The organism is Nostoc sp. DSM 114167 (genome assembly GCF_052692655.1).
In genome coordinates, this window is the sequence record NZ_CP195116.1 from 713,097 (window position 1) to 726,224 (window position 13,128).

A 13,128-nucleotide genomic window follows, 5' to 3' on the forward strand; every position below is an offset into this window, starting at 1 on the left:
TATAAACTGATGTCTACCGAACCAATTATTGTCATTGAAAACCTCAATCATTATTATGGCAAGGGTCAATTACGCAAACAAATATTATTTGATATTTCCCTGAAAATTTATCCTGGAGAAATTGTGATTATGTCTGGTCCCTCCGGGTCTGGAAAGACAACACTGCTGACTTTAATTGGGGGATTGCGTTCTGTTCAAGAAGGTAGCCTTCAGATACTAGGACACGAGTTAAGCAAAGCCAGCAATCGGTTGCTGGAAAATGTCCGCAAGCAGATAGGGTTCATTTTCCAAGCTCATAATTTGTTAGGTTCTTTAACCGCAAACCAAAACGTCCAAATGTCTTTGGTGCTGAATGATGCGATCGCAATGGAAGAAGCACAAGAGCGATCGCAAGCAATATTAGAGCAAGTGGGACTGCAAAAGCGGATTCATTCTTATCCACACCAGTTATCGGGCGGACAAAAACAACGAGTAGCGATCGCGCGGGCTTTGGTAAACCGACCTCAACTGATTTTGGCTGATGAACCAACAGCAGCACTAGACAAAGCCAGCGGTCGAGATGTGGTGGAACTAATGCAAAAACTGGCAAAGCAGCAAAATTGTACCATTTTGCTAGTAACCCATGACAACCGAATTTTAGATATTGCCGATCGCATCGTTCATTTAGAAGATGGTCGTTTAGCCTCGCCAACAGAGCAAGCAATTCTAGACATTGAGAGTACAACCACCTCATTAGTGAAAGCGAAAAAAGAGGAATTGAGCCGCACGCTCGAAGAATTAACAATCCCTCAGTTTTTGAGTTTGCTTCAGAAGCTCAAAGAAGAATTTGAACAAGTTTTGCAAGCAATGAATATTCTCAGCGAGCAAATGCTAAAAGCAAATATTGAGGAAGTGATTAGGGCGTTAGCTTGGAAAATTGCCCAAATTATGGGTGCGGATCGAGCAACTATCTTTGTGGTCGATCGGGAAAAAAACCAGCTTTGGTCTAAGGTTTCTCGGAGTGAAAATGAAGAAGCAGTAGAAATTTTCCTGCCGATGAATGCTAGTATTAGCGGTTATGTTGCCACAACTGGTGAGAGTGTAAATATAACTGATGTTCAGCAAAATCCTCAGTTCTATAAAGAAATCGATCGAGCAACTGGATATCATACTTGTAATATTCTTTGCTTACCCATGTTTAATAGTAGAAACCAAGTGTTTGCAGTGGTTGTGTTGACCAACAAACTAGGAGGTAGCCCCTTTGATGCCAATGATGAACGTCTACTTCGCGAACTAACTGCACCGCTGGGTGTGATTCTAGAAGGTACTCTCTCGGTGTTACAACAATAGAGTTGTCAGGAAATAAGAGGAAGCTATGTGTACGATTTTGTCCCATAAATCTCCGTAGTCCCTATCGTTTTGACAACCGTGACCCTCTACCGTATGCTGTTTATGCTACAGAAATTAATTGTCCAGAAGGTGAAACTCCTATAGAATGAATGTTGCTAATATTAATTTAATATGAAGCAGAGCAGGAGTTGATAAGTTGACCATTTGTTTACATCTAATTGTCTAATTAGACATATATAATTTATTTGCTAAACTCATCCCAAAGTTCAAAGAATCTATGGAATGCTTCTACCTCAGATTCAGTTTCATTGATGATGAATAAATACCAACCTATAGCGTTACCCATGTGATAATTTTTGCGTAACCACTCATCAAACTTGTCTTCTAGATCGCAATTGAGTTGTTCTACTTCAGGAATATTGTGTTCAACAACTGCTTGTTTATAACCAAGTAGCAAAGCCTGTAGTGCGGTTAAGGATTTCCTGCCTAGATAAAGACCAGGACGCGAACGCACTTTCTTAAGAAAATCTTCAAATGTTGAATCCTTAAATAATGTAAACATCAATATAATATTTACCCTAAATAAGCTTTTTTAACCCGCTCATCACTAATCAATTCTGATGCTGCCCCTGTTAAGGTAATAGAACCAGCTTCTAAAACATAACCGCGATCGGCAATTTGCAGCGCCAAATTTGCGTTTTGTTCAACTAACAAAATAGTCACGCCTGTAGCCCGGAGATTTTCAATAATAGAAAAGATTTCCCGGACGATCGCAGGTGCTAAACCTAAGCTAGGCTCGTCTAAAAGCAACAGTTGTGGTTTACTCATGACAGCGCGAGCGATCGCTAACATTTGTTGTTCGCCACCACTGAGTGTTCCTGCTAGTTGATTGCGTCTTTGTGACAAGCGGGGAAATAGCTCAAATTGGCGCCCAATATCTGCTTTGATCTCGGCTTGATTGGAACGAATATAAGCACCCAAAAGTAAATTATCAAATACAGTTTGCCGCGCTAATACTCTGCGTCCTTCAGGACAATGGGCAATACCAAGTTGTACAACTTCGTGAGTTTGGCGACGAGTAATATTATGTCCATTATAGATAATTACGCCACTCTTAGGATTAACTACTTTAGATATGGCACGGAGTGTAGTTGTTTTTCCAGCACCATTAGCACCAATTAGAGTAACTACCTCGCCTTTTTGAATAATTAAATTAATCTTTTTTAAAGCTTGGATACCGCCATAATTAACATCAAGTTCTTGAACTTCTAAAATTGTATAGTTTGGTTTACTATCGGCTTTCATGGGCGGTTTACATCCAGAAATGTTGATTCAAAATCTAAGATACATCAATCATACATTTCTTAAAACAGTGCCAAGACATTGCTTCAACTTCAAACTAACGCCATAATACCGCAATCTTTATGATGTACCATTAATTACTGATAAATATATCAAGCGTCCAGTGGCAAAAGTAGCAGATATTGGTAGCAAAGGACTAATTAATTTAGCTCCCGATGCATGGGTAAAGTGGGTAACACAACGTCCTGAAGTTGTGGCGAGAGAAATTCTCGGCTCTGAGTTTCACTGGATTAGCCGCGAAACAGATGTGTTAGTGAAAGCATACAGTGCCACTCACGGAGATTTTCTCGTACTCAATGAACTACAACTACGGTACACAACACAGATGCCTCTACGGATGAGAGCTTATGCCGCCTTGGCACAAGAACGCTATCGATTGCCAACTTACCCAGTACTAATCAACATTTTACCGCCTTCATCCAGCTTAACTATTGTCAGTAGTTACGAGCAGGAATTTTTGGGATTACGTGCTATCCAAGATTATCGCACGATCAATTTGTGGGAAATCGATGCTGAAATAGTCTTTGAGCAACCATTACCATCGTTGTTACCCTTTGTGCCAATCTTGCGAGGAGGGGGAGAGGTATCAGTTGTGCAACGCGCATTACAGGCGCTACGAGCAGATGAACAGTTGAACCAATTAGAATCATTGCTGGCATTTTTTGCTAGCTTTGTGTTAGACACGCCTTTAGTGCAACAAATCATGAGGTGGGATATGGCAGTATTGCGAGAATCGCCTTGGTATCAGGAAATTGAGCAAAGAGGTATTCAGCTAGGTCTTCAGCAGGGTGTACAACGGCAGTTAATCCGAGTATTGCGACGACGTTTTGATGAAATTCCTCATGAAGTGGAAGCAAGGCTTGAAGGCGAGAGTGTGGAAAGATTAGAAAGCTTAATGGATAGCGCGATCGCAGTGAATTCTTTAGACGAATTCGTGCAAATTTTGTTTACCTGAATTTGTAGGTGCGATCGCCTTTAGTGCAACAAATCATGAGGTGGAATATTACAGGTGCGATCGCACTAACCGATCGCCAGTAGCAACATTGCTGAGGGATAAGTTAGATAAAGTTTTACCTGATAAATATGTCACACTTCAAGTTATGATAAATCTCACTTTCTGAGTGCATCTACACCCCGATGGCAAAATCTGCTGATGTCAGCACCAAAAAATTAATTAGCCTTGCACCTGACAATTGGGTAAGATGGGTGACGCAGATTTCTGATATCGTTGCCGGGGAAATTCTAACTAGCGAATTTCAGTGGATTAGCCGGGAAAGTGATGTTTTAATCCGTGTCAACAGTCCCCAACACGGAGAATTTCTGCTTCTTAATGAATTGCAATTACGCTATCAATCCAAAATGCCACGTCGGATGCGTGCATACGCTGCACTTGCGGAAGAAAAATATAACTTGCCAACATACCCCGTTCTCATTAACATTCTTAAAACTGGCAACAACGAAATACCCACAAGCTTTACATCAAATATTGCTGGATTACGGGCAATACAAGATTATCGAGTAATTAACCTGTGGGAAGTTGATGTCAATATTGCTTTTCAACAACCCTTACCATCCTTACTGCCGTTTGTACCCATTCTCAAAGGTGGTGAAAATGAATCTACTATTAGAGAAGCATTGCAAATTCTTCGTGCTAATGAACAACTAAACCAACTGGAAACGGTCTTAGCTTTTTTTGCTACATTTGTTTTAGAAACTGGACTCGTTCAAGAAATCATGAGGTGGGATATGGTTGTGTTACGTGAGTCGCCTTGGTATCAAGAAATTTTACGTGAAGGAGAAGCACGCGGAGAAGCACGAGGAGAAGCACGCGGAGAAGCACGCGGAGAAGCACGCGGAGAAGCACGCGGAGAAGCACGCGGAGAAGCACGCGGAGAAGCACGCGGAGAGCTGCGAGGAATACTTTCTAGTATTGAAATTAATTTGGAGTTAAAATTTGGCAACAACGGGTTACAGTTAATGCCACAAATCACGGAAATTAATGATATAGAGCGTTTGAAGATAATTTTACGGAACGTTGTAACAGCAAATAATATTGAGGAATTACAACAGGTTTTGTCATTGTAAGATAGATAATCAGATATTATTCATTGCCCAAATAAGCTTCAATTACAGCCGGATCGTTTCTGACTACAGATGGTTCACCCAAGGCAATTAATTGACCAAAATCTAGCACAGCAATGCGATCGCACAAACCCATAACCAATGGTACATGGTGTTCAATCAAAACGATCGTCAAATTGAAGTCATTGCGCAGGCTACGGATAAATTCACTCAATTGCTGCTTTTCATTGGGGTTCATTCCCGCCGCCGGTTCATCAAGAAGTAAAATTTGCGGTTGTAATGCTAAAGCACGGGCAATTTCTAGCCGACGCTGATCGCCGTAGGCAAAGTTTTTGGCTTTTTCGTCAGCGCGATCGCTTAATCCTACCAAATTTAATAAATCGAAAGCTTTTTGCTTAGTCTTCAATTCTTCATGAGGCGCTGGTGGTAATCCCAAAACACCCGTAATCATATTACTTTTGGTATGTAAATGTCGGGCAATTATCACATTTTCTAATGCCGATAATTCTCCGAACAAGCGGATATTTTGGAAGGTACGCGCGATACCTAAAGCCGCAATTTGATGAGGACGCAGTTGAGAAACTTCTGCACCTTGATAAATTAATTTACCGCTAGAAGGTGGTATGAAGGCAGTAATTAAATTAAACAGTGTTGTTTTCCCAGCACCATTAGGGCCAATCAGTCCAAAAATTTCATGTTTTTTGACACTAAAAGATACATTATTTACAGCCACTAAACCACCAAAGCGGCGAGTTAATGCTCTTGCTTCTAAAACAATACTGTTATTGGTTCCTGAAATACTATGTGACATTTTTGCATACTATTATGAATATAAAACTTACGCAATAACTCTCTAAAACTCTTATTCCTTTGCGTGCTTATCTTCTCTACGAGAGGCTGCGCCAACGAGACGCTTCGCGTTCGCCTAGCGTTCCGGAGGAAAGGCGGTTCGTTTTTTTCTTTGAAAAACATCTGGAGTAATTAGCCCTTGAGGGAAAAATATTGTACCTATTACTATTAAAAAGCCAAAAATAATTAATCTACCATCTCGCAAAAACTGTGCTAACCAATTAGGTAAACCACCAGTATCAGCGAGGCTTCGCAGAATCTCTGGTAAAGCTGTAAATACCATACCTCCAACTACAGGGCCTAAAAAAGTTCTCGAACCACCAATTAAAACAAAAGTTAAATATATAATGCTGGCATCAAAAGTACCTTGACGAGCATTCCAGGTATTGAGGAAGTGAGCGCTAATTGCACCTACAACCCCTGCAAGCATAGCCCCTAATGTAAACGCCAAAACTTTGTAATAAGTGGGAGCAATTCCCATTGCACCCGCAGCTAATTCATCTTCGCGGATAGCGATAAAAGCCCTGCCGACGCGGATGCGTTCTAAACGATAAAGTAGCACCATACTAATTAATAGTAATGGCAGAGCAATCCATAAATATTCAAGTTGTGTTTGGAAAGGTTGAGGAATACCAAAAATTCCGACAGCACCACCTGTAATATCTAGATTCAAGGAGATGACACGTAGAACTTCCACAAAAGCGATAGTTGCGATCGCTAAATAAATTCCTCGCAAGCGTAACGCCGGAATTCCCACCATTACACCCAATAATCCAGAAATTACACCCGCAATCAACATCTCTAATAACAATAATGGAATGGGAAATAAACTACTGCTAGATGTAAAAACTTTTGTGGATAAAATTGCGGCAATATATCCACCTAAAGCATAAAATCCGGGACTAGCTAAAGACAATTGTCCTGTCATTAGCGGTAAGTAAAGCGATAATCCTAGTAATGCCCCTAATACCATAGAGACAATTAAAGATGCGTAAGTAGCGAAAAAATCAGCCATTTTTTTAATATTTTTATATAATTTATAGAAGTTCAATCAAACTATTGGTTTGATCAACTGTTAAGCTGTTAATATTTGCTTTGCTGTCAGCGCCAATTTAGGAAAAGTTCGTGACACAATTCGTTCTGAACGTCTAAAATGTGTGCATTGGTATTTTCCCTCAGCATCTAAGAGAAAAACAAACACAGCCGGAACTTTTGGATTTCCCAAATACTCTCTTAGCCCAATTGCCAAATAATCTACAATCCAATATTCTGTAATACCTAAGCGTTGATATTCATCTAATTTATCAATGTAGTCATCTTCCCAATTAGTTGATGTCACCTCTACAGCTAATTGGATGGGTTCTTCAAGTGCAGCATAAGCAGAACGATTTGAGCGCCATTTATCTTTATCTATGACACTTACATCAGGCTTGCGCCCTTGCTCTATGCCATTAACAGTTATAGTTTTAAATACTGCTGTGTTCTTAACTACATAATTCAGATTTAGTCGCCTAATTTCATCATTGAAAGCAACCAATATAAAGTCAGCGACATCATTATGGTTTCTGGTTGCACGCACTTCTATAATTTCTCCATTCACAAGTTCATATAATCCCTCCTCTGGACACTGTTCTAAAAATTGGTCAAAAGTTAATTTTTGTTTAGTATATGTTTTCATAGCGCTACTCTCTTTAAACTTTCTGAATAAACCGCCGCCCTAACAAACCTTGAGGTCTAACTAATAGCATGATAAACAAAATTGCAAAGGCTACTGCATCTTTATATCCAGAATAATCAACAGGGACAAATGCCTCAACTAATCCAATTAACAAACCTCCTACCACCGCACCAGGAATACTACCTAAACCACCTAAAACAATTACTGCTAAACCGCGCAAACCAAAAGCAATGCCGAAATATGGCCCTGCAATACTAACACTAGAAGCAACTAAAGTTCCTGCTAATCCTGCTAAAAAACTGCTGATGAAGAATGTTAGGATGATAAAGCGATCGCTATTAATTCCTAATAAACTAGCTGTAGTTGGATCTTCTGCGATCGCTTGCATTGCCTTACCATATTTAGTTCGATTGATAAAATAGGTAAGAATTACCACGATTGCTACTGACACAGTAAAAATTACCACTTGAACGCTACGAATCGGAATTGGGTTTTCTGAACTACCAAAGTTAATCGCGGGTGGCAAATTACCATAAGTATTTGCGGGGTATGTATAACTTTCCGCACCTACTAAATATTGAATTAAATTCACAATTACCACTGCTACCCCTAAGCTGGAAACAACAGTTAGTAAAGGATCGGAGCCTTGACGACGCAAAGGTTGAAAAGCAACGCGTTCCATTACTACTCCTACCAATCCTGCCAAGGTGCTTCCTAAAATCAAGGATATAGCAAATGGTAATTTTATCGGCAAGGCTGCATTAGCCAGCAAACCATTAAATCCAAAGTTCCCACCCATCAGCGCATAAGTGAAATATGCACCCAAGGTAAAAATCGCGCCATGAGCTAAATTAATAATGCCCAAAATCGAATAAACCAAGGTATATCCCAAGGCAAAAATTGCATAGACGCTGCCAATGGATAACCCATTTAATAATTGTTGCAAAAAGATATTAATATTCATTTAGCAACTATTTTAAAAATGTAAATTTACCTTGACTTCCATCTTTCTCCATTTTGATTTGGGCAACATAGAAATCTTTTTGCACAACTTCACCTGTAGGAGTAAAACCAATTTCACCCAATGGTGTATTGTATGTTCCTTCAAGTATTTGTTTGTTTAGCTGCGTCCGTAATTCTGGTAGCTGTAGTTTGTTGACTTTGCTCTTTTTATCTAAAGATTGGAGTGCTTCGACATAAACCTGCACTGCTGCAAAAGCTTGGGCGCTAAATTGAGGTGGTTCTTTTTTATATTCTTCAATATAAGCTTTACGAAATGCCGCGTTAATTTCACCTGGATGTTCTGGACTGTAGGCTTGAGCAATCAATACCCCATCACAAAGCGCTTTACAAACTGGCAATAAATTCGATGTATTTAGACCATTTCCACCGACAATTAAACCTTTATAACCCAGTTCCCGCAATTGCCTAACTAAATTACCACCATCAGCAGCCAAGCCAGAAATAATTATCAAATCTGGTTTGAGATTAATCGCATTGGTTGCTTGACTTTGAAAATCTGTGTCACTAGTTTGGAATTTTTGCACTGTTACCAATTCTAGCCCTTGATCCTTAACTGTTTGCTGAAAAATTTCCGTTTCTGACTTGCTAAATGCATCATTTTGGGCGTAGAAAACTGCGACTCTTTTTAGTTGGGGATTTTGCTTAAGTGCCGCTTTCACCGAATTAGGTGCAACAATGGAAACTGGTGCAGAAACACGAGCAACGTAATCACCAATTTCGGGAATATTTTTAGCAGTATTTGATGGGCCAATAATTGGTACTTTTGCCCGTTCGCCAATGGGATCGGCACTAAAAGCTTGCTGTGACAAAGTAGGGCCCACAATTCCAATAACTTTATCTTTATTAATTAGAGTTTGAAAAGCGTTAATTGCTCCTGCTTCATCACCGCTAGTATCTTGAAAAACTAATTTAATTGGTGTACCATTAACACCACCTTTACTATTAAAATACTTCTGGGCAAGTTTAGCTCCAGCGACTTGCTCTTGACCTAGTAATGCCACATTGCTAGTTTGGGCAACACCAATACCAATAGGAATAGCACTTGATAATGTATCCGTTGTTGCTGGGGTATTGGTTGCAGTATTATTAGGGGTACTATTTGGAATACTATTTGGACTATTAGTGGGAGAATTTGTCACTGTGCTAGTGCCACCACCACAGCCTGTTAGTAGCAAAGCGCAAGTTGATAATAATGCTGTTGTCCGAGCGATCGCGTTGTTCATCGTTGGATAATCATCTAGTTATGAGATATTCGGCAAAAGCTAATAGTATTTTTCATAATCTGCAAACAAAATGATGCAGATTTACACTTTTGCACGAATTCTATTAAATCATTCTTATTTGACCATGCAAAGAGAAATATTCAAAGTGCTTGTAAATACAAATTATTAGACTTCTTGGCATTTGTCGGGAAAAGGGAAAGGGTAAAGGTTTTGTATTTTTCCTTCCCCTTTAACCAAAACCTTTTCCCACAAGAGTGGATTGAGTATTGAGTAAGGAATCTTAAGTGCTTTTTTCATTACCAGTTAATTCTCTAGGTTCGTAGTGACGGCAACCGTTACACGGGCCTTCGGGATTAATAGCACAGCGGATATAGCCAGATCGGGCATTAAACTTACAGCTGATATCGCCAATCAGATAACCTACCCCTTCTAAATAATAGCGATCGCCTTCCACAGGTCTAAGGTTTTGCCGTCCCTGTACCACTGGAAAATTCATGGCTGCTTGCCTCATTCGCAACCGCGATCGCTGGGTTCTACGGATCATCCACAGGGAAAATAGGGACGGTAAAAAACCAATGGCAATCACTAAAAGTGTCTTTAACACCTTCTTTTTACCTCTTCTGGGCGCTGATTGATTGTCCCTGATGTTACACTCTGGTTTTACGGAAGTGCAAATATCAGGGCGGCTTTGTTTCTTTGTCACCAACTATGGTTGCAAAGAAATAATGGCAGTGTAGTAGACCTCTTGCAAAAGTAATTTTTGCACTCTTGTGGGAAAAGGGACTCATGTAAAAGGGAAAAGGTTTTTTATTATTCCTTTCCCCCTGCCCCTTATCCCCAGAGGGGGCCCCACCTTCCCCCTTACCCTTTTCCCTACAAATGCCAAGAAGTGTGGTATCTAGCAATTTTGAGGAATAAGTTCCTTCTGCCACTTCAATCAGCATAACTGTTACAACCTCAGGGATGAGATGCCGTTGAATGTTGATAATTTTAAGATTTGTTGACTAATACCCTTTTGAAGAAGCGTTTTGTGTCTGCTTCAGCCCCATTCTTATTTTTTCTGTGTCGCTGCGATGCTAATCTTTTTTTGGTTTGCTGACGAAGTTGCTGTGCTAGCAGTGCAGCTTCCCTTTCGGCTCGGAATAAATCAACTTTTCGCGTTGTCAAAATAAATGATTCGTCAGACTTTCGTTTCACCCAAGGGATGCTAACTGCGAAATACTGACAAATATTTTTACATATCTCCTTTATCAAGAATGGGCAACGTTTTTGAGTATTCATTTTATTAGCGATCGCTTTCAACTCTAATATCGCTGCTTCTAACTCTTCCGCCATCTGATTGATGCGTTCGACTTGTGTTATAAAACGCTCCTGTTCACTGATGATTTTTTTTTCTTGGGGTTGCAGTGGCACTATAGCAGTAGTTACAAATGTAGGCTGGAACAGCAAAATGGGCTTTTTGTCTGTATCTGAGATTTTTTTCATACTACCTCAAGCAAGGCTAGCTGACTTTTAAAGCATTTTAGCAGCTAATTAGTATATTTGTACTGTATAATAATGATGCCTGCGTCTGTAGGGTAGCACAGCTGTGCTACCCTACAGACGGACAATTAATTTGGGATAATTTATTTTTTGGAAGCCTCTTAATATGGAGTGCTATTGCCTTCAATGAACTCAGGGGGCAATATATCACTAAACAGTAATTGCTGTAACTCCACGCCTTCGGGACGGCTCCAATCCTTAACTAACTCGGCAATCAAAGTGATTGTAGCAGTTAGCACAACCCCAGCATCACGCATCCGTTGCCGTGCTAAATCTTCCGAGAGATAGAATGGTGAACCGGAAGCATCCATAACTGCTTGAACACTGTAGCCTTCACGCACTGCGCTGATAGCCGGATAAACTAAACAAACGTCAGTAGTTATGCCAGCCATAATTAAATTAGTACGATTTGTATCTTTGACTGCTTGAACAAAGTTCTTATCGTCCCAAGCATTTACAATACCTGCACGCTTGATTCTTACCTCGTAAGCTTTAGGTAGACTTTGTGCTAAAGCAGTCATCAGCAAACCTTGAAACCGCTCCTCTTGGCTACTTGTCAAAACCACAGGTATTTTAAGTACCTTTGCCACTTTTGCAAGTGCAAGAGTATTCTTTTCTACCTCGGTCAGAGGCAAGTTTTTGATCAGCTTCATAGTGCCAACTTGATGATCGATCAGAAGCATAGCCGAGTTTTCTTGAGTGAAGTCAGAAAATTTCATTGTGCTATTTTTTTAGTTGACTGTTGATACGATCTTAGAAATCTCTAGACTTATTCTGAAACGAACATCAAGCATTGCACAAGTAGGAACACAAGTGTACGTAGGGATCTATCTTAAATATGGCTCAATCACCTCAAATCCTCAACGATCATCCTTATTTACGGCAGACACTTGAACTGGTTTCTGACAAATGGGTTACAGCAATCATCTACGTTCTATCCCAAGGTAAGAAACGCTATGGTGAGTTGCATAGAGAAATTGGAGGTGTTTCACAACGAATGCTAACTCGTACTCTGCGTGATTTAGAAAGAGATGGTCTTGTGAAGCGTAAAGTTTATCCTACTAATCCTCCTACTGTAGAGTATTCCTTGACAGCGTTGGGAGAAACGTTAGTTGAGCCACTTCGGCTACTATGCCACTGGTCAATAAATCATTTTCATGAAGTAGAAACTGCTAGAGAAAGTAAAGGTTTTACTACTATTTGCAGTAAAAAGTAGTTTGCCCATTACTCATGCAGAATATGGGATGTAGGGGTGCCCTTTGCACCCCAGTATAAATTATTGCGTCAAAATCTGACGGGTTAAAATACTCATCATTTCATTGGGATTAGCTGTTGGTAGTAGTGGACTCCAATCACCTACATTTGCATAGCCCAAAACATGCAACAAGTGAATGGTGGCGGTAACAGCTTTGGGTGAACCAATTAATAAATGTTTAATCCGTTCTCTTCTGGGTGATGAGTCTTGGAAAGATGAATGGAAAGGAGGTACGTCACCGCCTTTTGTGCCGAGAAACTGGGCTAGTTGTGATTTGGCGAACTTGTTTGATTGTGCCATGATAATATTTGACTCCGATTTTGGGGTTAAAAGAAGGCGATCGCAGACTCTTGCGCGAGGGCGATCGCCTTTCTTATGCTTTTATAGTAGAGTATATTTTTATACTTGTAAAGATATTTTCTAAATATTTTTACATAGATTAAGCATGAGGAATCAGGGCGATCGTTTATTGAATTCGGGCAGTCGTTTATTGAATTTGGGTAGTCGTTTATTGAATTCGGGCAGTCGTTTATTGAATTCGGGCAGTCGTTTATTGAATTTGGGTAGTCGTTTATTGAATTCGGGCAGTCGTTTATTGAATTCGGGCAGTCGTTTATTGAATTTGGGTAGTCGTTTATTGAATTTGGGCAGTCGTTTATTGAATTTGGGTAGTCGTTTATTGAATTCGGGCAGTCGTTTATTGAATTCAGATAAATCTCAATAAATTTACGTAAAAAATATACTTTTTTGTATTAAAAATTTTAAACAATACTGAATATTGCGGG

16 protein-coding genes are annotated in these 13,128 nt (G+C 39.9%); 5 read left to right on the forward strand and 11 right to left on the reverse strand.

From position 1 onward, the window contains the following. Nucleotides 1-9: 9 nt before the first annotated feature. Entirely contained in the window at nucleotides 10-1,329 is a 1,320-nt protein-coding gene (locus NSTC731_RS02945) for an ATP-binding cassette domain-containing protein (RefSeq protein ID WP_445629555.1), read from the forward strand. A 241-nt stretch (nucleotides 1,330-1,570) separates the two neighbouring features. On the opposite strand, the gene NSTC731_RS02950 is transcribed toward NSTC731_RS02945, so the two are convergent. Together NSTC731_RS02950 and NSTC731_RS02955 are read right to left on the reverse strand one after the other, a co-directional pair. Further along, on the reverse strand, nucleotides 1,571-1,891 hold the full coding sequence (locus NSTC731_RS02950) for a hypothetical protein (RefSeq protein ID WP_445629556.1): 321 nt from the start codon (nucleotides 1,889-1,891) through the stop codon (nucleotides 1,571-1,573). A gap of 11 nt (nucleotides 1,892-1,902) precedes the next feature. Then, nucleotides 1,903-2,634, reverse strand: a complete 732-nt coding sequence (locus NSTC731_RS02955) for an ABC transporter ATP-binding protein (RefSeq protein ID WP_322672822.1) — start codon at nucleotides 2,632-2,634, stop codon at nucleotides 1,903-1,905. A 160-nt stretch (nucleotides 2,635-2,794) separates the two neighbouring features. Here NSTC731_RS02955 and NSTC731_RS02960 point away from each other — a divergent pair, with 160 nt between their 5' ends. Both NSTC731_RS02960 and NSTC731_RS02965 read left to right on the forward strand, forming a co-directional pair. Beyond that, the gene (locus NSTC731_RS02960; RefSeq protein WP_445629557.1) at nucleotides 2,795-3,646 is read left to right on the forward strand and encodes an Rpn family recombination-promoting nuclease/putative transposase; all 852 of its coding nucleotides are present in this window, start codon (nucleotides 2,795-2,797) and stop codon (nucleotides 3,644-3,646) included. Nucleotides 3,647-3,828: 182 nt separating this feature from the next. After that, a complete protein-coding gene (locus NSTC731_RS02965) occupies nucleotides 3,829-4,776 on the forward strand; it encodes an Rpn family recombination-promoting nuclease/putative transposase (RefSeq protein WP_445629558.1) in 948 nt (315 codons plus the stop codon). 16 nt (nucleotides 4,777-4,792) lie between these two features. Here NSTC731_RS02965 and NSTC731_RS02970 read toward each other — a convergent pair whose 3' ends face one another. The 8 genes from NSTC731_RS02970 to NSTC731_RS03005 all read right to left on the reverse strand — a co-directional run bounded on the left by NSTC731_RS02970 (nucleotide 4,793) and on the right by NSTC731_RS03005 (nucleotide 11,807). Then, the gene (locus NSTC731_RS02970) at nucleotides 4,793-5,584 is read right to left on the reverse strand and encodes an ABC transporter ATP-binding protein (protein WP_445629559.1); all 792 of its coding nucleotides are present in this window, start codon (nucleotides 5,582-5,584) and stop codon (nucleotides 4,793-4,795) included. A 114-nt stretch (nucleotides 5,585-5,698) separates the two neighbouring features. After that, a complete protein-coding gene (locus tag NSTC731_RS02975) occupies nucleotides 5,699-6,637 on the reverse strand; it encodes a branched-chain amino acid ABC transporter permease (protein ID WP_445629560.1) in 939 nt (312 codons plus the stop codon). Nucleotides 6,638-6,697: 60 nt separating this feature from the next. Then, nucleotides 6,698-7,300 carry a Uma2 family endonuclease gene (locus NSTC731_RS02980; protein ID WP_445629561.1) on the reverse strand — a complete coding sequence of 201 codons (603 nt, stop codon included), beginning with the start codon at nucleotides 7,298-7,300 and terminating at the stop codon, nucleotides 6,698-6,700. Nucleotides 7,301-7,313: 13 nt separating this feature from the next. Continuing rightward, on the reverse strand, nucleotides 7,314-8,264 hold the full coding sequence (locus tag NSTC731_RS02985; protein WP_322692446.1) for a branched-chain amino acid ABC transporter permease: 951 nt from the start codon (nucleotides 8,262-8,264) through the stop codon (nucleotides 7,314-7,316). A gap of 7 nt (nucleotides 8,265-8,271) precedes the next feature. Next, on the reverse strand, nucleotides 8,272-9,546 hold the full coding sequence (locus tag NSTC731_RS02990) for an ABC transporter substrate-binding protein (protein ID WP_445629562.1): 1,275 nt from the start codon (nucleotides 9,544-9,546) through the stop codon (nucleotides 8,272-8,274). A gap of 280 nt (nucleotides 9,547-9,826) precedes the next feature. Continuing rightward, nucleotides 9,827-10,150: a DUF6464 family protein gene (locus NSTC731_RS02995; protein ID WP_445629563.1), complete on the reverse strand. Its 324-nt coding sequence runs from the start codon at nucleotides 10,148-10,150 to the stop codon at nucleotides 9,827-9,829. A gap of 386 nt (nucleotides 10,151-10,536) precedes the next feature. Then, complete coding sequence (locus NSTC731_RS03000; RefSeq protein WP_445629564.1) at nucleotides 10,537-11,031, reverse strand: hypothetical protein; 495 nt, start codon at nucleotides 11,029-11,031, stop codon at nucleotides 10,537-10,539. Nucleotides 11,032-11,189: 158 nt separating this feature from the next. After that, nucleotides 11,190-11,807 (reverse strand): isochorismatase family protein, encoded by a 618-nt coding sequence (locus tag NSTC731_RS03005; RefSeq protein ID WP_445629565.1) that lies wholly within the window; start codon nucleotides 11,805-11,807, stop codon nucleotides 11,190-11,192. A gap of 119 nt (nucleotides 11,808-11,926) precedes the next feature. Between NSTC731_RS03005 and NSTC731_RS03010 the strand changes: the two genes are divergently transcribed. Next, a complete protein-coding gene (locus NSTC731_RS03010) occupies nucleotides 11,927-12,304 on the forward strand; it encodes a winged helix-turn-helix transcriptional regulator (protein WP_445629566.1) in 378 nt (125 codons plus the stop codon). 60 nt (nucleotides 12,305-12,364) lie between these two features. Here the strand turns inward: NSTC731_RS03010 and NSTC731_RS03015 are convergent, their stop codons facing one another. Continuing rightward, nucleotides 12,365-12,643, reverse strand: a complete 279-nt coding sequence (locus NSTC731_RS03015) for a hypothetical protein (RefSeq protein ID WP_445629567.1) — start codon at nucleotides 12,641-12,643, stop codon at nucleotides 12,365-12,367. A 145-nt stretch (nucleotides 12,644-12,788) separates the two neighbouring features. Between NSTC731_RS03015 and NSTC731_RS03020 the strand changes: the two genes are divergently transcribed. Further along, nucleotides 12,789-13,067 (forward strand): hypothetical protein, encoded by a 279-nt coding sequence (locus NSTC731_RS03020; protein WP_445629568.1) that lies wholly within the window; start codon nucleotides 12,789-12,791, stop codon nucleotides 13,065-13,067. Nucleotides 13,068-13,128: the final 61 nt, after the last annotated feature.